Source organism: Falsiroseomonas selenitidurans, assembly GCF_012103215.1.
GTDB lineage: Bacteria > Pseudomonadota > Alphaproteobacteria > Acetobacterales > Acetobacteraceae > Falsiroseomonas > Falsiroseomonas selenitidurans.
Genome location: NZ_JAAVNE010000002.1, coordinates 117,566 through 138,819, shown reverse-complemented (window position 1 = coordinate 138,819; position 21,254 = coordinate 117,566). Strand labels below are relative to the sequence as shown.

At 70.6% G+C, this 21,254-nt stretch carries 18 protein-coding genes; 9 read left to right on the top strand and 9 right to left on the bottom strand.

Translation table 11 applies throughout. The annotated features are described in order from the left end of the window. Window positions 1-2: 2 nt before the first annotated feature. Window positions 3-404 (bottom strand): ArsR/SmtB family transcription factor, encoded by a 402-nt coding sequence (locus HEQ75_RS02175; protein ID WP_168027275.1) that lies wholly within the window; start codon window positions 402-404, stop codon window positions 3-5. Between the two features lie 253 nt (window positions 405-657). Here HEQ75_RS02175 and rpmI point away from each other — a divergent pair, with 253 nt between their 5' ends. The 7 genes from rpmI to HEQ75_RS02140 all read left to right on the top strand — a co-directional run bounded on the left by rpmI (window position 658) and on the right by HEQ75_RS02140 (window position 8,369). Beyond that, window positions 658-864, top strand: coding sequence for a 50S ribosomal protein L35 (gene rpmI / locus HEQ75_RS02170; protein WP_168027274.1), 207 nt, complete (start codon window positions 658-660; stop codon window positions 862-864). Between the two features lie 15 nt (window positions 865-879). Continuing rightward, window positions 880-1,245 (top strand): 50S ribosomal protein L20, encoded by a 366-nt coding sequence (gene rplT, locus HEQ75_RS02165; protein WP_168027273.1) that lies wholly within the window; start codon window positions 880-882, stop codon window positions 1,243-1,245. Between the two features lie 80 nt (window positions 1,246-1,325). Continuing rightward, window positions 1,326-2,411, top strand: coding sequence for a phenylalanine--tRNA ligase subunit alpha (gene pheS, locus HEQ75_RS02160; RefSeq protein WP_168027381.1), 1,086 nt, complete (start codon window positions 1,326-1,328; stop codon window positions 2,409-2,411). A gap of 4 nt (window positions 2,412-2,415) precedes the next feature. Then, window positions 2,416-4,890, top strand: coding sequence for a phenylalanine--tRNA ligase subunit beta (gene pheT, locus HEQ75_RS02155; protein ID WP_168027272.1), 2,475 nt, complete (start codon window positions 2,416-2,418; stop codon window positions 4,888-4,890). A gap of 405 nt (window positions 4,891-5,295) precedes the next feature. Continuing rightward, complete coding sequence (locus HEQ75_RS02150; RefSeq protein WP_168027271.1) at window positions 5,296-5,448, top strand: type II toxin-antitoxin system VapC family toxin; 153 nt, start codon at window positions 5,296-5,298, stop codon at window positions 5,446-5,448. Between the two features lie 96 nt (window positions 5,449-5,544). After that, window positions 5,545-7,350: a translation elongation factor 4 gene (gene lepA, locus HEQ75_RS02145; protein ID WP_168027270.1), complete on the top strand. Its 1,806-nt coding sequence runs from the start codon at window positions 5,545-5,547 to the stop codon at window positions 7,348-7,350. A gap of 137 nt (window positions 7,351-7,487) precedes the next feature. Beyond that, window positions 7,488-8,369, top strand: a complete 882-nt coding sequence (locus HEQ75_RS02140) for a tripartite tricarboxylate transporter substrate-binding protein (protein WP_235961191.1) — start codon at window positions 7,488-7,490, stop codon at window positions 8,367-8,369. 63 nt (window positions 8,370-8,432) lie between these two features. Here the strand turns inward: HEQ75_RS02140 and HEQ75_RS02135 are convergent, their stop codons facing one another. From HEQ75_RS02135 to HEQ75_RS02125, 3 genes are all read right to left on the bottom strand, one after another. After that, window positions 8,433-9,398, bottom strand: a complete 966-nt coding sequence (locus HEQ75_RS02135; protein ID WP_168027269.1) for an NAD(P)-dependent oxidoreductase — start codon at window positions 9,396-9,398, stop codon at window positions 8,433-8,435. 35 nt (window positions 9,399-9,433) lie between these two features. Next, window positions 9,434-11,134, bottom strand: coding sequence for a gamma-glutamyltransferase (ggt, locus tag HEQ75_RS02130; RefSeq protein WP_168027268.1), 1,701 nt, complete (start codon window positions 11,132-11,134; stop codon window positions 9,434-9,436). Between the two features lie 86 nt (window positions 11,135-11,220). After that, entirely contained in the window at window positions 11,221-12,264 is a 1,044-nt protein-coding gene (locus HEQ75_RS02125; RefSeq protein WP_168027267.1) for an L-idonate 5-dehydrogenase, read from the bottom strand. 146 nt (window positions 12,265-12,410) lie between these two features. Between HEQ75_RS02125 and HEQ75_RS02120 the strand changes: the two genes are divergently transcribed. Together HEQ75_RS02120 and add are read left to right on the top strand one after the other, a co-directional pair. Continuing rightward, window positions 12,411-13,973: an ABC transporter substrate-binding protein gene (locus tag HEQ75_RS02120; protein ID WP_168027266.1), complete on the top strand. Its 1,563-nt coding sequence runs from the start codon at window positions 12,411-12,413 to the stop codon at window positions 13,971-13,973. Next, entirely contained in the window at window positions 13,973-15,049 is a 1,077-nt protein-coding gene (add, locus tag HEQ75_RS02115) for an adenosine deaminase (protein WP_168027265.1), read from the top strand. Before HEQ75_RS02120 ends, add begins: the two co-directional genes overlap by 1 nt. A 50-nt stretch (window positions 15,050-15,099) precedes the next feature. On the opposite strand, the gene HEQ75_RS02110 is transcribed toward add, so the two are convergent. The 5 genes from HEQ75_RS02110 to HEQ75_RS02090 are packed head-to-tail and all read right to left on the bottom strand — an operon-like array spanning window position 15,100 to window position 21,253. After that, window positions 15,100-15,912, bottom strand: a complete 813-nt coding sequence (locus HEQ75_RS02110) for a creatininase family protein (RefSeq protein ID WP_235961190.1) — start codon at window positions 15,910-15,912, stop codon at window positions 15,100-15,102. 13 nt (window positions 15,913-15,925) lie between these two features. After that, on the bottom strand, window positions 15,926-16,957 hold the full coding sequence (locus tag HEQ75_RS02105) for an ABC transporter ATP-binding protein (RefSeq protein ID WP_168027264.1): 1,032 nt from the start codon (window positions 16,955-16,957) through the stop codon (window positions 15,926-15,928). After that, window positions 16,954-18,774, bottom strand: coding sequence for a dipeptide/oligopeptide/nickel ABC transporter permease/ATP-binding protein (locus HEQ75_RS02100; RefSeq protein ID WP_168027263.1), 1,821 nt, complete (start codon window positions 18,772-18,774; stop codon window positions 16,954-16,956). The genes HEQ75_RS02105 and HEQ75_RS02100 overlap by 4 nt, the downstream gene beginning before the upstream one ends. Then, window positions 18,771-19,721, bottom strand: coding sequence for an ABC transporter permease (locus HEQ75_RS02095; RefSeq protein WP_168027262.1), 951 nt, complete (start codon window positions 19,719-19,721; stop codon window positions 18,771-18,773). Before HEQ75_RS02095 ends, HEQ75_RS02100 begins: the two co-directional genes overlap by 4 nt. Next, window positions 19,721-21,253 carry an ABC transporter substrate-binding protein gene (locus tag HEQ75_RS02090; protein WP_235961189.1) on the bottom strand — a complete coding sequence of 511 codons (1,533 nt, stop codon included), beginning with the start codon at window positions 21,251-21,253 and terminating at the stop codon, window positions 19,721-19,723. The genes HEQ75_RS02095 and HEQ75_RS02090 overlap by 1 nt, the downstream gene beginning before the upstream one ends. Window position 21,254 lies beyond the last annotated feature (1 nt).

The window sequence follows — 21,254 nt, the reverse complement described above, 5'->3', positions numbered from 1 at the left end:
GGCTAATCCTGGCCGGGGGTGAAGGAGGGAGGCGGGCAGCAGATCGAGCCCTTGAGCTCGCCCCTGCCGTGCTTCTCGAAGATGGCGTTCAGCAGCAGGGCCAGCGGCATCAGCCGGCCCGGGTCGATCGCGTAGCAGATGCGCGGATGCGCGACGTCGCCGCTGATGATCCCGGCGCTGCGCAGGATGCGCAGATGCTCCGATACGGTGGATTGGGCCAGGCCCACCTCCGCCACGATGTCGCAGCCGAAGCAGGCCGGCCGTTCCAGCAGCAGGCGGATGATGCGGATGCGGGCCGGGTGGCCCAAGGCCTTGGCGATGGCGGCGACCGCCGCATCGGCTTCGGCGCCCGGGGATGGGGATGGGGATGGGGTCAGGGCAGGGCGTCCGGTTGCAGGGTTCATCGTTTATCGACGATAGGCGATGCAAGCCTGCGGTGCCAGAAGCGGGTGGAACCCTTCCAGCCTCGCCCGCGCCATCGCCCCTGAGTCGCTTGCGTCGCGGTGGTCACGCCGCTACAAGCCGCGCTCCGCGGGTCATGGCCTCTGGTTGGGCATGCCTGGCCGCGGATCCGTGTCCCTGCCGCATGGTGCGGTCTGGCCTTCCGCGGGGGAGGCTGGGGTGAGGTGGGACCGGCCAGACCGATTGGAGGTCCAAATGCCCAAGATGAAGACCAAGTCCAGCGTGAAGAAGCGCTTCACCCTGACGGCGTCGGGCCGCGTGAAGGCTGGCGCCGGCAACAAGCGCCACATGCTGACGGCGAAGACGAACAAGATGAAGCGGCAGAACCGTGGCACCTTCCTGCTGCCGAAGCAGGACAGCGACACGGTGAAGCAGTGGATGCCTTACGGTTCGAGCCGGTAAGGGAGGATCTGAACCATGGCACGTGTGAAGCGGGGCGTAACCAAGCACGCCCGTCACAAGAAGATCCTGAAGCTCGCCGAGGGCTATGTCGGCCGGTCTTCGACCGCCTATCGCCCCGCGCTGGAGCGGGTCGAGAAGGCGCTGCAATACGCCTATCGCGACCGGCGCAACAAGAAGCGCGATTTCCGCGGCCTGTGGATCCAGCGCATCAATGCCGCGGTGCGCGAGCATGGCCTGACCTATTCCCGCTTCATCGCGGGCATCAAGGCGGCGAACATCGAGATCGACCGCAAGATGCTGGCGGCGCTGGCCTATGATGACGCGGCGGGTTTTGCGGCCATCGTCGAAAAGGCGAAGGGCGCCCTCCCCGCGCAGGCCTGAACCGATCGGTTCGGACTGAAGACCAAACAGGAGGGCCGTCCCGCAGGGGGCGGCCTTTTCCGTATCCGGATGCAGGCATGATGACGGATGATCTGGCCGCGCTGCGCGCGGAAGCCGAGATGGCGCTGGCGGGGGCGGCCGACCTGCGGGCGCTGGATGCGGTGCGGGTGGCGGTGCTCGGCAAGTCCGGCAGCCTGTCCGGGCTGCTGAAGGGCCTGGGCGCGGTGCCGGCGGAGGCGCGCAAGGAGCGCGGCGCGGCGCTGAACCGCCTGAAGAACGAGGTCGAGGCGCTGCTGGAGGCCCGCAAGGCGGTGCTGGAGGCGGAGGCGCTGACGGCGCGTCTGAAGGCGGAGCGGCTGGATGTGTCGCTGCCCCCCCGCCCCTTCGCGCCGGGCACCGCCGCGGAGGGCGGCATCCACCCGATCAGCCGGACCATCGAGGAGCTGACGGCGATCTTCGGCAGCATGGGGTTCCGGGTGGTCGAGGGGCCGGATATCGAGGGTGACTGGTACAATTTCGGCGCGCTGAACATCCCGGACCATCACCCGGCGCGGCAGGACCACGATACCTTCTACATGCCGGGCACGGATGCGGCCGGACAGCGGCTGGTGCTGCGCACCCAGACCTCGCCCCTGCAGATCCGCACCATGCTGGGTGAGCCGCCGCCGATCCGCATCATCGCGCCGGGCCGCACCTATCGCGCCGACCATGACGCGACGCATAGCCCGATGTTCCACCAGGTGGAGGGGCTGGTGATCGATCGCGGCATCACGCTCGGCCATCTGAAGGGGTGCCTGACGGATTTCCTGCGGGCCTTCTTCGGCATTTCCGACCTGCCGGTGCGGTTCCGCTCCTCCTACTTCCCCTTCACCGAGCCTTCGATGGAAGTGGACATCGGCTGGAACCGGAAGACGGGCGAGCTCGGCGGTGGCGGCGACTGGCTGGAGATTCTGGGCAGCGGGATGGTGCATCCCAAGGTGCTGGCCAATTGCGGGCTCGATCCGCGCGAATGGCAGGGCTTTGCCTTCGGCATGGGGATCGAGCGCATCACCATGCTGAAGCACGGCATGCCGGACCTCCGCCCCTTCTACGAAAGCGACCTGCGCTGGCTGCGCCACTGGGCCGCCGAGCCGCTGGCGCCCGCCAGCCTGCACGAGGGAATCTGACCCGATGAAATTCCCCCTGAGCTGGCTGCGCGAGCACCTCGACACCGACGCCACGCTGGAGGCGATCTCCACCACCCTCTCCGCCATCGGCATCGAGGTCGAAGGCATTGAGAACCCGGCCGCGGATCTGGGAAAATTCCGGATCGCCCGCGTGATCGAGGCGGTTCAGCACCCGAATGCCGACCGGCTGCGGCAGCTGCGCGTCGATGTGGGCGATGGGCGCGAGCTCTCCGTGGTCTGCGGCGCGCCGAATGCACGCACCGGCATGAAGGGCGTGCTGGCAGTGCCGGGCGATTTCATCCCGGGCACCGGCATCACGCTGAAGCTCGGCGAAATCCGCGGCGTGAAGTCCGAGGCGATGATGCTGTCCTCGCGGGAGATGGGGCTGGGCGACGACCATTCGGGCATCGTCGACCTGCCGGAGGATGCGCCGCTCGGCGAGAGCTATGTGAAATGGGCCGGCCTCGATGACCCGGTGATCGAGATCAAGGTCACGCCGAACCGCGGCGATGCGCTCTCCGTCCGCGGCATCGCGCGGGACCTGGCGGCGGCGGGGCTCGGCACGCTGAAGGGCTGGGAGGTGGCGCCGGTGGCGGCGGCCTATCCGGCGCCGCTGCACTGGCGCATTGCCGATCCGCGCGCCTGCACCTGGGTGCTCGGCCGCGCCGTGCGCGGCGTGAAGAACGGGCCGTCCCCCCAGTGGCTGCAGGACCGGCTGGTGGCGATCGGGCTGCGGCCGATCAGCGCGCTGGTCGATATCACCAACTACTTCACCTTCGCCGTCGGCCGCCCGCTGCATGTCTTCGACGTGGCGAAGGTCTCGGGCACCGAGCTGACCATGCGGATGGCCCGGCCGGGCGAGGAATTGCTGGCGCTGAACGGCAAGACCTACGCGCTGACGGAGGAGGACGGCGTGATCGCCGACGCCAATGGCGCGGAGGCGCTGGGCGGCATCATCGGCGGCGAGCATTCCGGCTGCGACGAGACCACCACCGAATGCTTCATCGAATGCGCGCTGTTCGACCCGGTGCGCATCGCGCTCTCCGGCCGCCGGCATGATGTGCGCACCGATGCGCGGTCCCGCTTCGAACGCGGCATCGACCCCGCCCTGCTGCCCAAGGCGCTGGAGGCCGCGACGCGGATGATCCAGGAGCTGTGCGGTGGCGAGGCCTCGGAGATTTCCGAGGCGGGCGCACAGCCGGCCTGGCAGCGCCAGGCGACGCTGCGCTTCGCCCGGGTGCGCGACCTCGGCGGGCTGGACCTGCCGGAGGAGGAGGTGGTCGGGCGGCTGGAGCGGCTGGGCTTCACCATCGCGGCCCGTGATGCGGCGCAGGTGACGGTGGCCGTGCCGTCCTGGCGCAACGACATCGCCGGCGCCGGCGCGCTGGCGCAGGACCCCTCCCTGCCGGCCGACCGCGCCCGCACCGCCGCCGAGGGCTGCGCCGCGATCGAGCCGGAATGCGACCTGGTGGAGGAGGTGCTGCGCCTCGGCGGGCTGGATGCGGTGCCGGCGGTGTCGCTGCCCGTCACCTCCGCCGTGCCGCGGCCGGCGCTGTCGCCAAAGCAGGTGCGCGCGGCGCTGGCGCGGCGGGTGCTGGCTTCGCGCGGGATGCAGGATTGCGTGACCTACGGCTTCCTGGATCGCGCCAACGCGGCGCTGTTCGGGGACACGCCGGACGGGCTGCACCTTGAAAACCCCATCGCCAGCGACCTGGACCAGATGCGGCCGACGCCGGTCGCCTCGCTCGCCATGGCCGCCGCCCGCAATGCGGCGCGCGGTTTTCCGGACGTGGCATTGGGCGAGATCGGCGGCGCCTATCGCGACCCGGCGGCGGGGATCAGCCAGCTGGCGGTCGCGGCCGGGGTGCGGGCCGGGCAGACCGCGGCGAACTGGGCGGCACCGGCGCGGCCGGTGGATGCGCTGGATGCCAAGGGCGATGCGCTGGCGGTGCTGGGCGCGCTCGGCGTGCCGATGGCGGCGGTGATGCTGACCACGGATGCGCCGGGCTTCTACCACCCCGGCCGTTCCGGCGTGCTGCGCCAGGGGCCGAAGACGGTGCTGGCCACCTTCGGGGAGCTGCACCCGCTTGTGGTGAAGGCGCTCGGCCTGGCCGGGCCCGTGGTGGCCTTCGAGGTCTTCCTGGACGCCATCGCCGAGCCGAAGCGCCGGAAGAAGGGCCTGCCCGACCTGCCCGCCTTCCAGCCGCTGAAGCGCGATCTTGCGTTCATTGTCGATGCCGGCGTGCCGGCGGAGCAGGTGCTGCGGGCGGCGCGGAATGCGGAGAAGGCGCTGGTCGCCGACGTGACGCTGTTCGACCGCTATGCCGGTGACCGCATGGCTGAAGGAAAGATCAGCCTGGCCATTCAGGCCACGCTGCAGCCGCGCGAGCGCACCCTGACGGATGCGGAGATCGAGGCGGTGACGGCCAAGATCGTCGCCGCGGTGGCGAAGGCGACCGGCGCGGTGCTGCGAGGCTAGAGCATTTTCAAGCCTTGCGGCTTCGCAAGGCGACTTGGAAAATGCGTCGAAACAATAAACTGGAGCCGTTTCACCGTCTTCGCTGGCGGTGCAACGGCTCTAGGCGGGCCCAGGCGGGCGGCAGGAGGCTGGCGATGGGCCGGGCCGTGGCGGTGCAGGTGGATGCGGAGGGCCGGCTGGTGCTGCCGGCGGAAATCCGCGCCTCCCTCGGCGTGCCGGGCGGGGGCGCGTTGCTTCCTCGGTGACGGAACAGGAACGGCACGCCACGAATCGGGCAGCCGCGCTCCGCAGGCTGCAGGCCCTGGTGCCACCCTGGCCGCCGGGCGAATCGATGTGGTCCGAGGAACTGATCGCCTCGCGCCGCGCCGAGGCGGCGCAAGGCGCCGGACCGTCGCCCTGACCATTGTGCTGGATGCCTCCGCCGTCCTTGCCCTGCGCGGCGAGCCTGGCGCGGAGGTAACCGCCGCGGCCATGCCGGCGGCAAGCATCGCCGCCGTGAATTGGACCGAGGTGGCGGCGAAGCCGGGCCTGCCCATCCCGGTGCGGCTGATCCGGTAGCACTTGCTCGGAAAAGTTTGGACTTCTGCGGGTTCTGCCCTATCTCCCCGCTGACCCAGGCGGCCCCCTTCCGCAGCGTCCGGCACCCGGAATCAGATGACCGACACACCCCTCTCCCGCATCCGCAACTTCTCGATCATCGCCCATATCGACCATGGGAAATCGACCCTCGCGGACCGCCTGATCCAGACCACCGGCACGGTGGCGCTGCGCGAGATGAAGGAACAGCTCCTCGACAACATGGAGCTGGAGCGGGAGCGCGGCATCACCATCAAGGCGCAGACCGTGCGCCTGCAATATAAGGCGCAGGACGGGGAGACCTACATCCTCAACCTGATGGACACGCCCGGCCATGTCGACTTCGCCTATGAGGTGAGCCGCAGCCTGGCCGCCTGCGAGGGCTCGCTGCTGGTGGTCGATGCCTCCCAGGGCGTGGAGGCGCAGACGCTGGCCAATGTCTACCAGGCGCTGGACGCGAACCACGAAATCGTGCCGATCCTGAACAAGATCGACCTGCCGGCGGCGGAGCCCGACCGGGTGAAGCAGCAGATCGAGGATGTGATCGGCCTCGACGCCTCCGACGCCGTGCTGATCAGCGCCAAGACCAGCCTGAACATCGAGGGCGTGCTGGAAGCCATCGTCACCCGCCTGCCGCCGCCCACCGGCGATGCCGACAAGACGCTGACGGCGCTGCTGGTGGACAGCTGGTACGATGCCTATCTCGGCGTTGTGGTGCTGGTGCGGGTGCGCGACGGGCATCTGCGCAAGGGCATGAAGATCCGCATGATGTCGAACGGCTCTGCCCATACGGTGGAGCAGGTCGGCGTCTTCACGCCGAAGATGGTGGCGGTGGACAGCCTCGGCCCGGGCGAGATGGGCTACGTGACGGCCGCCATCAAGACGGTGGCCGACACCAACGTCGGCGACACGCTGACGGACGACCGCAACCCGGCGACGGAAGCCCTGCCCGGTTTCAAGCCCTCCATCCCCGTGGTCTGGTGCGGCCTGTACCCGGTGGATGCCGACGATTTCGAGAAGCTGCGCGAATCGGTCGGCAAGCTGCGGCTGAACGACAGCAGCTTCCACTACGAGATGGAGAACAGCGCGGCGCTCGGCCTCGGCTACCGCTGCGGCTTCCTCGGCCTGCTGCACCTGGAGATCGTGCAGGAACGCCTCTCCCGCGAGTTCGACCTGGACCTGATCGCGACCGCGCCCTCCGTGGTCTACAAGATCAAGCGCACCAATGGCGAGGAGATGGAGCTGCACAACCCGGCCGACATGCCGGACCCCAGCGTGATCGCCGAGATCAGCGAGCCCTGGATCAAGGCCACCATCATGGTGCCGGAGGACTACCTCGGCTCCGTCCTCACGCTCTGCAACGAACGCCGCGGCGTGCAGGTGGAACTGACCTATGTCGGCACCCGCCCCATGGCGGTGTACCGCCTGCCGCTGAACGAGGTGGTGTTCGACTTCTACGACCGGCTGAAATCCGTCTCCCGCGGCTATGCCAGCTTCGACTACACGGTCGATGGCTACGAGCCCGGGGACCTGGTGAAGATCTCCATCCTGGTGAATGCGGAGCCGGTGGACGCGCTGTCCTTCATGGCCCACCGCACCCAGGCGGACCGCCGCGGCCGGCAGATCTGCGAGAAGCTGAAGGAGCTCATCCCCCGCCAGCTGTTCAAGATCCCGATCCAGGCCGCCATCGGCGGCCGCGTGATTGCGCGCGAGACCATCAGCGCCATGTCAAAGGATGTCACGGCAAAGTGCTATGGCGGCGACATCAGCCGCAAGCGCAAGCTGCTGGACAAGCAGAAGGAAGGCAAGAAGCGGATGCGGCAGTTCGGCAAGGTCGAAATCCCGCAGAGCGCCTTCATTGCCGCCCTGAAGATGGACGCCTGAACCGCCAACTCCGCCTTCTCCGAGGGAACGAGACACAAATGACCATGATTGGAAAGCGGGGCCTTCTGGGCCTCGCCGGTGCCGCGCTTGCCGCGCCTGCTTTCGCGCAAGGCCCATTCCCGACTCGCACCGTCACCATGATCGTACCCTTCGCCGCCGGCGGGCCGACCGACACGGTGGCGCGGCTGATCGCCCAGGCGATGAGCACCGCGCTCGGCCAGACCGTGGTGGTGGAGAATGTCGGCGGCGCCGGCGGCACGCTCGGCGCGCAGCGCTGCGCCCAGGCGCGGCCGGATGGCTACACCATCCTGCTGCACCATATCGGCATGGCGACGATCCCGACCCTGTACCGCCGCCTGGCCTATGACCCGCTCGGCGGCTTCGAGACGGTCGGCCTAGTGACCGAGGTGCCCATGACGCTGATCGGCCGCAAGACCCTGTCGGCGCAGACCATGACGGAACTCGCCGCCCTGGTGCGGCGCGAGGGGCAGAACCTCAACTACGCCAATGCCGGCATCGGCGCCGCCAGCCACCTGTGCGGCCTGCTGCTGCAGCAGGCGCTGGGCACGAAGATGACGACGGTGCCCTATCGCGGCACCGGCCCGGCGATGAACGACCTGCTGGCCGGCACCGTGGACCTGATGTGCGACCAGACCACCAACACGACGGAGCAGATCAAGGCCGGCAGCGTGCGCGCCTTCGCCGCGACCACGCCGGCGCGCATCGCCGCCCTGCCCGACCTGCCGACCGCCGCCGAAGGCGGGCTGCCGGGCTTCGAGGTCAGCGTCTGGCACGGGCTGTATGCGCCGAAGGCCACGCCGGCGGCCATCATCGCCCGGCTGAACCAGGCGCTGCTGGCGGCCCTGACGGATGCCAATGTCGGCACCCGCTTCGCCGCGCTGGGCACCGCCCCGGTGCCGGTGGCCCGCGCCACGCCGGAAGCGCATCGCGCCTTCTGGCAGGCGGACATCGCCAAGTGGCGCCCGCTGATCCAGGCCGCCGGGCAGTACGCCGACTGAAGCGCCCCCTCCCCCGCCAGAAGGCGGGGGAGGGTTTTCGCCCCCGCTGACGGGGGCGGCGCGTCAGACCACCCGGTCCTGCTCCGGAATCGGCTCGCCCTTCGAAACCCGCACCATGTTGCCCAGCCAGTGCATCACGCTGCGGCGCGAATTCTCATAGGCCGTGCTGGCGCAGTGCGGCGAGACGATGACGTTGTCCATGTGCAGCAGCGGATGGTCGGCCGGGGGCGGTTCCTGGTCGAACACATCCACCGCCGCGGCGCGCAGCCGGCCGGTCTTCAGCGCCTCCACCAGATCCGCCTCCACCACCACGCCGCCGCGCGCCACGTTCACCAGGCTCGCCGTCGGCTTCATCCGCGCCAGCGCCCTGGCGTCGATCATGCCCTTGGTCTCCGGCGTCAGCGGGCAGTTGAGCGAGAGGAAGTCCACCTCCCCCAGCAGGTCGTCCAGCGCGCAGTATTCCACGCCCAGCGCCTTCGCCTCGGCCTCCGGCAGCCGGGTGCGGGAATAGTACAGCACCCGGCAGTCGAAGCCCTGCAACCGCTTCGCCACGCCCTTGCCGATGGCGCCCAGCCCAATGATGCCCACCGTCTTGCCGGTCAGCATCACGGATCGCTTCCAGATCTCGTTCTTCGCCCAGCCGCCGGCCGCGGTGCTGTTGTGCGCCGGCACGATGCAGCGCGCGATGGCCAGCATCAGGCCGATGGTGAATTCGGCGACCGGCGCCGCATTGCTGCCGGTGGTGCGCGCCACCTGGATGCCGTGGGCGCGGCAGTAGTCGAGATCGATGTTGTCGATGCCCACGCCCCATTTGTGCAGCAGCTTCAGCTTCGGCCCGGCCGCCAGCACCTCCGCCGGCACGCCGATGTCCCACCACAGCGCATAATCGGCATCCGCCACCGCGGCCTTCAGGTCTTCGACGCTGCGGCCGGTCACCGCCGTGGCGGAAAAGCCCTCCGGAAGGCAGGATTGGATGATGTCGGCCATTTCGCCGGCGATGGGCTGCAGCAGGGCAATCTTCTGGGTCATGTCCGGGTCCCGGGTCGGTTCAGGCAAGGGGAGGTTCAAGCAGGTTTCGGGGTTTCGAGCACGAAGCGCACGCCGGCCCGCGCCAGCCCGCCGCCGAGAGCCACCACCGATCCATCGGCGCGCCAGCAGGCCGCGCCGGTCATCGTGCCGTCTTCGTTGAAGGCAATGCCGTTCATCCCGCCGCCGATGGTGGCCACGCGCCGCACCGCCTGGCCGCGCGCGGCCAGCGCCGCGGCCACATCCTCCGGCACCCCCGGCTCCAGCTCCAGCGCCAGGCCCTGCGTCCAGATGCGCGGCGCTTCGACCGCCTGTTGCAGCGTCATGCCGTGGTCGATCAGGTTCAGCACCGCCTGGAAGGCGGAGGGGAAGATCTTGAGGCCCCCCGGCAGGCCCAGCGCGAAGGCGGGCCGGCCATCCTGCAGCACGATGGTCGGCGCCATGCTGGTGTAGACGCGCTTGCCGGGCTGCACGGACAGCGCATGGCCCGGCCGCGGGTCGAAATTGTGCATGTAGTTGTTGGCGATCAGCCCGGTGCCGGGGATGGCGATGCGGGCACCGAACAGCGCGTTGATGGTCTGCGTGGTGGCGACGATGTTCCCCGCCGCATCGGCCACCGTCACATGCGTGGTGCAGTTGGATTCCCCCAGGGGGGTTTGCAGCGAGGGATGCGCCGCCCAGGCCTTCGCCCGCGCCAGGTCGATCTCCGCCCGGCGCAGCGCGGCATAGCGGCGGGAGGTCAGCAATGCCACCGGCACCTGTACGAAGTCCGGGTCCGCGGTCGCGGCGGAGCGGTCGGCGAAGGCCATCTTCAGCACCTCCGCCACCAGGTGCCAGGAATCGGCCGTGCCGAAGCCCATGGACGCTACGTCGAAGCCCTCCATCACGTGCAGCATCTGCGCCATGTGCACCCCGGCGGAGGCCGGCGGCGGCGGGGCGAAGACATCGAAGCCGCGATAGGTGCCGTGGATCGGCGCACGCTCGATGGGACGGCTGCCGGCGAGGTCGGCGCGCGTCACGATGCCGCCCGCCGTCGCCAGCGCATCGGCCACTAGGCCGCCCAGCGCGCCCTGGTGCAGCAGGTCCGGCCCTTCCTTCGCGATGGCGCGCAGCGTCTCCGCATAGGCGCCCTGGACGAAGCGGGCACCGGGCGCCAGCTTCGCCCCGCCCGGCAGGAAGCGCGCCGCCAGGTCCGCATCCCGTGCCAGATCCGCCGCCGCGTCGCCGATGCAGTCCGAGAGGTAGGGCGTGGCGCGAAAGCCCTCGCCCGCCAGGCGGATCGCCGGCGCCATCACATCCGCCAGGCTCCAGCTGCCGAAGCGCGACAGGGTCTCCGCCCAGGCGCGGAGCGAAGCGGGCACGGCGACGGACAGCGCGCCGATGGCGTTCAGCCGGCCCTCCACCTCCCGCTCCTCCGGCGGGATGTTGGCGCGGGGGCGGTACATGTCGGGCGTGGCGGCGGCGGGCGCGGTGGAAAGCCCGTCCATCACCGCGTGCCGGCCATCGGCCATGCGGACATGGCCGACGCCGCCGCCCAGCAGGCCGACCATCATCGGCTCCACCACCGTCAGCGCGAACAGGGTGGCGATGGCCGCGTCCACGGCGTTGCCGCCTTCCAGCAGCACCTGCGCACCGGCGGCCGAGGCCATGGGATGGTTGCTGGTGACCACGCCGCGGGCGCCAGTCGCCGGCGCCTTTTCGCAGTTCAAGGCAAACCCGTTGCGCCCCACCGATGCCATGCCCTGCCCATCCCCCTGCATGGGCGCAGTCTGATCCCGGCCGGCGCGGCGCGGAAGGGGGGCGGCCCGGCTTGTTCCGCCCGGCTTCAGAAGGCGAGTTGCACCTTCATCGCGCGGCTGCGATCCGCCGCCAGGTCGAAGGCCGCGACGGCCTGCTCCATCGGCACCACCTCGGTCAGCAGCGGCATCGGGTCGATGGCGCCGCGCGCCAGGATGTCCACGGCGAGCGCGAATTCCTCGTGGAAGCGGAAGGTGCCACGCAGGGTGATCTCCTTCGCCACGATGGCGTTCAGCGGCACCGTCGCATCGCCGCCGAGGCCCACCTGCACGATGGTGGCACCCGGCCGCGCCGCGCCGATGGCGCCGGCGAGGGCCACGGCGCTGCCGGCGCATTCGAACACCACGTCGAAGGTCCCCTTCTCCGCGCCATAGGGGGCCAGCGCCTCCGGCGCGGCGCGCAGATCATGCGCCGCATCGGCGCCCAGCGCCCGGGCCAATGCCAGCGGCTTCGGCGCGAGGTCCGTCATCACCACCTGCCGCGCACCGGCATGGCGCGCCACCAGCAGGCACAGCATGCCGATGGGCCCCGCCCCGGTGATGAGCACGCGCGCGCCCATCATTGGCCCGGCCTGGCGCGCGGCGTGCAGGCAGACGGACAGCGGCTCCGCGAAGGCGGCGCGGCGCAGGTCCATATCGGCGGGCAGTTGCACCGCCTGGCTCGCCTCGCACACCAGGTGCTGGCGGAAGCCGCCATGCACATGCGGCATCCGCATCGCGCTGCCGTAGAAGCGCATGTCGAGGCAGTGCTGTGCCTGCCCCGCCAGGCAGTAGCGGCAGGTGCCGCAGGGCAGCGAGGGGTTCACCGCCACCCGGTCGCCCACCGCCAGCCCGGCGACGCCGGCGCCGAGCGCCGCGACCTCGCCGGCGATCTCATGGCCCAGCACCATGGGCTGGCGCACCCGCACCACGCCGAAGCCGCCATGCTGGTAGTAGTGCAGGTCCGACCCGCAGATGCCGCCCTGGCGGATGCGCAGCGCCACCTGGCCCGGGCCGGGGGCGGCGGCTTCCTGGTCCTCCACCCGCAGATCCTGCGCGGCGTGGATGATGATGGCCCGTGTCGGCGCCTGCATATGCGGATCCTCCTGTGCTGCGATGGTTGTCGTTTCCCCCGCCGCAGGCAAGCCGGGCGCGCGCCGCGGTTGACGCTGCCGGGGGCAGCCGGCACGGTCCTGCCAACACGCCAGCACAATGTCCCCGATGTCAGGAGTCTCGTGCGATGCCGCGTCCCGTCCTTTCCCTTCTTGCCGCTGCCCTGCTGGCCGCCAGCCCGGCCCTGGCCCAGGCGCCGGATCGCGCCGGCACGCTGCGCGTGGCGCCGGAGACGCTGACACGCGTGCTGGACCCGCACTTCACCACCAGCTTCACCACCCGCGACTTCGCCTATCTGGTGTTCGACACGCTGGTCGCGGTGAATGACCGGTGGGAGCCGACGCCGCAGATGCTGGAGCGGTGGGAGCGCAGCGCGGACGGCCTGACCTGGACTCTTGTGCTCCGCGACGGCCTGGCCTGGCATGACGGCTCCGCGGTGACGGCTGAGGATTGCGTGGCCTCGCTGCGCCGCTGGGGCGCGCGGGATGCGCTGGGCGGGGCGATGATGCGCGCCACCGCGAGCCTGGATGTGGTGGACGCGAGGACCTTCCGGCTGGTGCTGCGCGAGCCCTTCGGCCTGGTGCTGCAGGCATTGGGAAAGCCCGGCGCGATGGTGCCGATGATGATGCCGGCGCGGCTGGCCGCCACGTCGCCGACGCAGCAGATTCCGCAGGTGATCGGCAGCGGCCCCTACCGCTTCGTGGCCGAGGAATACCGCCCCGGCGACCGCATCGTCGTCGCCCGCAACGCGGCCTATCGCCCGCGGCCGGAACCGGCGGTCTGGGCCAGCGGCGGCAAGGTGGCGCGGATGGCGCGGATCGAGCTGATCGCCATGCCCGACGTCTCCACCCAGGTCAGCGCGCTGACCACCGGCGAGATCGACTATGTCGAACGCCTGCCTGCCGATGTGCTGCCGATCCTGGAGCGCAACCGGGCGGTGACGGTCGCCACCGTCTCCCCCTATGGCTACCAGGGCATTCTGCGCTTCAACCACCTGCACCCGCCCTTCGACAACCCGCTGGTGCGGCGCGCGGTGATGCTGGCGGTGAACCAGGCGGACTACCTCGCCGCCGTGGCCGGGCGCCCGGACTACGCCCGCGAATGCCGCTCCATGTTCGGCTGCGGCACGCCGCTGGAAAGCACGGCGGGCATGCCGGCGGCGACCGACCTCGAAGCGGCGCGGCGGCTGCTGCGGGAGAGCGGCGCGGACCTCTCGCGCCCCGTCGCCATCATCCACCCCGCCGATGCGCCGGGCATCGCCGCACTTGGCCTGATCTCCCAGGCGCTGCTGACGCAGCTCGGCTTCAATGTCGATCTGCAGAGCATGGACCTGAACACCTATTTCGGCCGCCGTGCGCGGCAAGATGGGTGGAACCTGGCGCACACCACGAACACGGTGCCGGACATGCAGTCCCCGCTGCTGAACCCCTTCGTCAACGGCGCCGGCCGCGTCGGCGGCTTCGCTGGCTGGCCGGCGAATGCGGAGGTGGAGCGGCTGCGCGTGGAATTCGCCCGCGCGCAGGATGCTGCCGCGCGCAAGCGCATCTCGGACGAGATCCATCGCCTGGCGGCCGAGGATGGCTTCTACATGCCGCTCGGCCAGTTCACCGCCGCCAGCGCCTGGCGGTCCGAGCTGACGGGCGTGCTGCGCGGCCCGGCGATGTTCCTGTGGAACCTGGAGCGCCGCTGATGCTGTCCTTCTCGGACTATCTCGACGCCGTGCCGAAGGTGGAGCTGCACCTGCACATCGCCGGCGCGATCCGGGCCGGGACGCTGGACGAGCTCGCCGCGCGGAACGGCGTGCGCCTGCCGAAGCCCGCCGCCGAGATGTACCGCTTCGAGACCTTCTACGAGTTTCTCGACATCCTGCGGCTGGGCGCGCTGGCGGTGCGGAGGCCGGCGGAATTTTCCCGCATCGCCTTCGAATGCATCGAGGACCTGCACCGCCATGGCAACGTCCGCCACACCGAGATCTTCTTCAACCCGCATTACTTCACGCCCAACGGCGTGACCTATCCGGAGATCGTGGACGGGCTGCTGGAAGGTCTCGCGCGCGGGCAGGCGGCCTATGGCGTGTCCTCCGCGCTGATCGCCTGCATCGACCGCAGCATCTGCCTGCCCTCCGAATCCCTGCAGATGCTGGAGTGGATGGCGAAGTGGCAGCGGGCGGAGGTGATCGGCATCGGCCTCGATGGCGCCGAGCGCGCCGGCCCCGCGCATCTCTGGGTCGAGGCCTGGCGGCAGGCGGGGCGCGCCGGCTACCGCCGCACCGCCCATGTCTGCGAGGACAACCAGGCGCTCTTTGAGGCGCCGCCGATGCACTTCACCCTGTGCCGGGACATGCTGGGCTGCGACCGGCTGGACCATGGCTACAACATGCTGGCTGACCCCGCCGTGGTGGCCCGCGCGGCACAGGAACAGGTGCCCTTCACCATGGCCTGCTGGTCCGGCATGGCATGGAACCGCGCGCCGCGCCGCCAGCGCATCAAGGCGATGTTCGACGCCGGGCTGAACATCAGCCTGGGCACCGACGACCCCACCATCTTCGGTACCACCATGGGCCATAGCTGGCGCACCGTCTTCGCCGATCTCGGCTGGGGCGTGGCGGAGGCGCGGAAGCTGAGCCTGGCCGGGCTGGAAGGGTCCTGGCTGCCGGCGCCGGAGAAGGCGGCGATGGTGCAGGCGTTCCAGGCCAGGCTGGATGCGCTGGAGCGCGACCTGGACCCCGAGGACCGCGTGCTGGACCTGGCCGTGACGCGGCGCTGACCGGCGCGAAGGGGGGCGCCGCCATCGGCGCCCCCATCCCGGTCAGTGCATCACTGCTTCGCGTAGTGGTGGCAGAAGCCGGCGCCGATCTCCGTCAGCCGATCCGCGATCAGCTTCCCCGATTCGGCGCTGCACAGCCGCGGATCGCCGGTGCCAAGGCCGTTCGGGCTGACGGCATCGTATTCGATCGGCACCGTGACCTCGGCCCCGTTGAAGCTCAGCGAGCCCCAGCCCTGGAAGGGCAGGCCGAGCGCCATCGGGTTGCCGCTGCGCGGCTCCGGGATCAGGTCCGTGCGGATGCGTTCCGGGAACAGGTGCATGCCCAGGCTAGTCAGCGGATCGGCACCGTGGCTGGAGACCGCCTTCGCCTTCTCCGCGCCCAACAGCTTCGGCATCTCGGCATAGGCGATGCGCCACAGATACAGCGCCGGGATCACCAGCCCGGTCTTGTGCATCACCGCGCGGGTCGCCTCGTTGATGACGTTGACGTTGCCGCCATGGCCGTTGATCACCACCAGCCTGGTCAGCTTGTGGCGCAGCAGTTCGGCGAACATCTCGTCCAGCACGGCGCGGAAGGTGGCGGCGGACAGCGCGATGCCGCCGGGCATGGGGCCGAAGAAATCGCCCTTGCCGAAGGGCAGCACCGGCGCCACCACGGTGCGCGTGCCTTCCGCTGTGGCGCGCAGCGCGATCAGCTCCGCCATCTTCTCGGCCAGGAAATAGTCGCCCATCGGCGCATGCGGCCCCTGGTCCTCGTGGCTGCCCATCGGCAGCAGGATCACCGGGTTCTGCGGATAGAGCGTGCGGGCCTCGTCGCCCGTGATCTCGCCCATGCGGACTTTCGTCGGCGCTATCTCAGTCATGCTGGCGGGTTCCTCAGTTGATCTCGTCGGCGCGGAGGCAGGCCACACGGTGCGCCACGCCACCGAATTCGCGAAGGGGGGGCACTTCCTCCGCGCATGCCGGCTGCGCATGGCGGCAGCGCGTGCGGAAGACGCAGCCGGAAGGCGGGGCGGTGGGGCTGGGCGGCTCCCCCGGCAAAATCTCCCGCGTCAGGCGCCGCGCCGGGTCCAGCATCGGCGTCGCGGAGAGCAAGGCGCGCGTGTAGGGATGCGACGGCCGGGCGAAGACGTCCGCCACCGGCCCTTCCTCCATCACCCGGCCGAGATACATGACGATGACGCGGTCGCAGAGGTGCCGCACCACCGGCAAATCGTGGCTGATGAACAGCATGGCAAGGCCCAGATCGCGCCGCAGATCCGCCAGCAGCCGCACCACCTGCGCCTGGATCGAGACATCCAGCGCCGAGACCGGCTCATCCGCCACCAGGAAATCAGGGTTCGTGGCCAGGGCACGCGCGATGCCCAGGCGCTGGCGCTGGCCGCCGGAGAATTCATGCGGGTAGGCGCCAAGGCGTTCCGGGTCCAGCCCCACCCGCAGGAACATCGCCTCAAGCCGTGCCCGGCGCTCGGCGGCGGAAAGCGTGGTGTGGATGGCCAGCCCATCCTCCACCTGCGCGCCGACGGACCGCCGCGCATCCAGGCTGCCGAAGGGGTCCTGGAAGACGATGCCCATGCGCGCGCGCAGGCCGCGCCAGGCGGCGCTGCCCGGGCGCGGCAGCGGCGTGCCATCGAAGCGCACCGTGCCGCCGGTGGCGGCCAGCAGCCCCAGCATCAGCCGGCCCAGCGTGGATTTGCCGCTGCCGCTTTCGCCCACCACACCCAGCGCCTCGCCCCGCGCGACGCTGGCATCCACGCCGGCCACCGCGCGCACCGGGCGGCCGCGGGCCAGGATGCCGCGCGGCGCGAAGCTCATCTCCACCGCCTCGGCCACCACCAGCGGCGCCGTATCGTGCGGCCGGTTCAGCCCTTCGCGGCCTGCGGCGTCGCGGCCATCGGACACGCTCATGCCGACAACTCCCGCCACCGCACACAGCGCACGGCTTGGTCCTGCAATTCCTCCAGCGCCGGCGGGGTGGCGCAGGCGGCGGTGGCGAAGGCGCAGCGCGGGGCGAAGCGGCAGCCGGGCGGCCAGCTGTCCGGGCGCGGCACCACGCCGGGAATGCCCTCCGGCTCCACATCCCCATCCGGCACGGCGGCCAGCAGGGCGCGGGTATAGGGGTGCAGCGGCCGGGCGAAGACGCGCTCCACCGGCCCGCGTTCCACCACCTGGGCGGCGTACATCACCACCACATCCTCGGCCACTTCCGCGACCACGCCGAGCGAATGGGTGATGAGCACGACGCCCATCCCCTCCTCTCGCCGCAACTCCGCCAGCAATTCCAGGATCGCCGCCTGCACCGTCACGTCCAGCGCCGTGGTGGGTTCGTCCGCGATCAGCAGGCGCGGCTTGTTGGCGATGGCCATGGCGATCATCACGCGCTGGCGCATGCCGCCCGAAAGCTCGTGCGGATAGGCGCGGGCACGACGTTCGGGGTCGGCGATGCCGACGCGCCGCAGCAGCGCAACCGCCTCCGCCGATGCCTTGGCGGCCGGCACGTCGCGATGCGCGCGGATGGCCTCCGCCACCTGGTCGCCGATGCGGTGCACCGGGTTCAGGCTGCTCATCGGGTCCTGGAAAACCATGGCCATGGCGCCGCCGCGCAACCGGCGGCGGGCCGGTTCCGGCATCCGCAGCAGGTCCTCGCCTTCGAAGCGCGCAACGCCCGCGGCCACCCGCGCCGCCGGCGGCAGCAGGCCCATGATGGCGGTCGCTGCCATGGATTTGCCGGAGCCGCTTTCGCCGACGATGGCCAGCGTCCGCCCGGGATCGAGCCGGAAGCCGAGATCCTCCACCGGGCGGATGATGCCGCCGGGCACCGCGATTTCCACCGTCAGCCCCTGCACGTCCAGCAGCGGCCGCGGGCCTTCCGGCGCCGGGAACAGGCCGGGCAGCAGCCGGTCCACCAGCCGCAGCTTCGGCGCCCCGCCGCCGCCGCGCTTGTCCGCCAGGTCCCGCACCGCGTCGCAGAGCAGGTTCATCGCCAGGATGGTGATGGTCAGCGCCACGCAGGGCCAGACCAGCAGCATCGGCGCCTGTTCCATGGTGGCGCGCGCGCCGCGGATCATCAGGCCCCAGGACGGCGTCGGCGGCACCACGCCGAGGCCGAGGAAGGACAGCCCGCTTTCCAGCACCACGGCCGAGGCGACGGCCAGGGAAACCTGCACCAGCACCGGCCCGGCGATGTTCGGCAGCACCGTGCGCAGCAGGATGCGCGGCGTGCGCGCACCCAGCGCCCGCACCGCCTCCACGTAATCCTGCCCGCGCGCGGACAGCACCTCGGCGAAGCTCACCCGGATGAAGCCCGGCAGGTACAGCACGGACAGCACCAGGATCAGCGTGCCCGTGCCCGGGCCCAGCAGCGTCACCACCAGCAGCGCCAGCAGCACCGGCGGGAAGCACAGCACCACATCGGCGCCGCGGATCGCCAGGAACTCCGCCACGCCGCGGAACCAGCCGCCGAGCAGGCCGAGCGCCGTGCCGAGGGTGGCGGCGATGGCGGCGGAGGCGAAGGCGACGGCGAGCGAGGAGCGCGCGCCCCAGATCAGCCGCGACATCACGTCGCGCCCGAATTCGTCGCGCCCCATCGGGCTGCCCGGCACATAGGCGGCCAGCCGGTTCGCCACATCCTGGCGGATCGGGTCCATCAGCGGCAGCACCGGGGCCAGCACCGCCACCAGGACGATGAGCGCGACGGCGGCGCCTGGGAGCCAGAGCTTCCTCATCCGCGGGTGATCCGCGGGTCAAGCGCCGCGTAGATCAGGTCCATCGCCAGGTTGATCAGCAGGAACAGGCCGGAGACGGTCAGCACGATGCCGACCACCATCGGGTAATCCCGCGCCTCCACCGCGCGCAGCAGCGGCGTGGACAGGCCCGGCCAGTTGAAGACGTATTCCACCAGCACCGTGCCCCCCAGCAGCGTACCCATCTGCAGCCCCAGCACCGTCGTCACTGGGATCAGCGCGTTGCGCACGACATGCCGGCGCAGGACCCGCTGCGGGGTCAGCCCCTTGGCGCGCGCGGTGCGGACATGATCGCGGGACAGCGCATCCAGCACGGAAGCCCGCGTCATGCGGAAGATCGTTGCTGCCAGCCCCTTGGCGATGGCCACCGCGGGCAGGGACAGCAGCAGCAGGTGCCGGCCGGGATTCTCCAGGAAGGGCGTGTAGCCGCCGGCCGGCATCCAGCGCAGCCATTGCGCCAGCACCAGGATCAGCAGCGTGCCCAGCACGAACACCGGCACCGCCTGCAGCACGGCGGCGGTGGCGGACGCCGCACGGTCGAAGGCGCCGCCCTGGCGCACCGCGGCGAAGGTGCCGGCGGGCAGCGCGATGGTCACCGCGATCAGCGTGCCGGCCAGGATGAGTTCCAGTGTGCGCGGCAGGCGCAGCGCAATCTCCTCCGCCACCGGATAGTCATCGACCAGCGAGGCGCCGAGGTCGCCGCGGGTCAGGCCGGCCAGGAAGGCGCCATACTGTTCCAGGATCGGCCGGTTCAGCCCCAGCTTCTCCCGCAGCTCGGCGATGGCATAGGCGTCCGGCATGGCGCCGCCGGTGGAGAGCAGCATCTCCGCCGGGTCGCCCGGCACCATGTGCAGCGCGAGGAAGACGATCGTCGCCACCACCCACATGAGCAGCAGCGACGTCCCGATCCGCTTGGCGAGCCACCACATCAGGCGAAGGCCGCAAACTCCAGCAACGCGCCGGATGAGGTGGTGAGGGCCCCCGGCAGGTTGGCGAAGCCGGCGATGCGGCGGTCGTAGCCATAGCCCTGCTCGCGCCAGGCCAGCGCCACGATCGGCACTTCCTCCAGCGCCGCGCGCTGCATGTCCTTGTAGATTTGCACGCGCTTCGCGGCATCGAATTCGGTGCGGCCCTTGGCCAGCAATTCCACCGTGCGCGGCGTCGACAGGCCGAAGGAACGGCCATGCGCGGCGGAGAGCGAGGTGTCGAGCACCACGGTCAGCCCGTCCGGGTCGTTGAAATCGGCGGAGACGCCATGGATGGCGATGTCGTACTGGCCGCGGATGCCGGCGGAGACGCGGGTGGACCAGTCGGTCAGCCGCAGCTCTGCCTGGATGCCGATGGCGGCCAGATACTGCTGGGTGATCTCCGCGCTGTCCTTGTGCATGCCGAACTGCGAGGTCGCCAGCAGGGTGGTGGAAAGCCCGTTCGGGAAGCCCGCCTGCGCCAGCAGCGCGCGGGCGCGTTCCGGGTTGTAGGCGTGGCCCTTGGCGAGGTCCGCATCGTACCAGGGCGTGCCTTCCACGATCGGCATGCCCTCGATCCCCTTGCCGCGGCCGGAGAAGGCGACGCGGACGATGTCCTCGCGCTTCACCGCATGCGCCACGGCGCGCCGCACCAGCGGGTTGTTGAAGGGCGGGCGGGTGCCGTTGAACAGGATGTCCATGAACGGGCCCATCTGCGTGTCGAGCTTCAGCCGCGGCTCGGCGGCCACTGCCGCCATGCCGGCCCAGGGCACGTATTCGATCATGTCCACGTCGCCGGACTGCAACGCGGCGAGGCGGAGGTTCTCATCCGCATAGACCACCATGCGGATGGTGTTGGTGCGCGGCAGGCCCGGCACCCAGTAGTTGTTCGCCTTCTCCAGCTGCAGCCAGGACCCGCGTTCCTGCGACGCCACGCGATAGGGGCCGCAGCCCACCGCATCGGCCATGTTGCGCGTGCCGCGCCAGACGATCGCCATGTTGTAGTTGGCGAACCACAGCGGCGCGGTGACGCTGGGCTGCTTCATCACCAGCCGCACCGTCTGCGCATCCGGCGTCTCGACGCGCGCGATCTGCTGCATCTGCGTGCGGTAATAGGCGGTGGAGCGTTCCGCGGCGATCTGCTCGATGCACCACTTCACGTCCTCCGACGTCACCTTCTCGCCGTTGTGGAACACGGCTTCGGGGCGCAGCTTGAAGACCCAGGCACCTTCGGCGTCGAGCACGAATTCGCGCGCCAGCTCACCCTGCAATTCGCCCTTCTCGTCGAAGCGCATCAGCCGCCGGTGGATCAGCATCTTCACCGTGCCGGCGGAGGCGCCGGTGGAAGGCCAGGGCTGCAGGTTCGGCGGCCAGGCGGACAGGCCCATGCGGATCACGTCCGGCCGCTGCTGGGCGCGCGCGGGGTTGCTCAGCAGCGGCGCCGCACCGAGGCCGGCGGCGGCACCGAGCACGGTGCGTCGGGTCAGGTTGGGCATG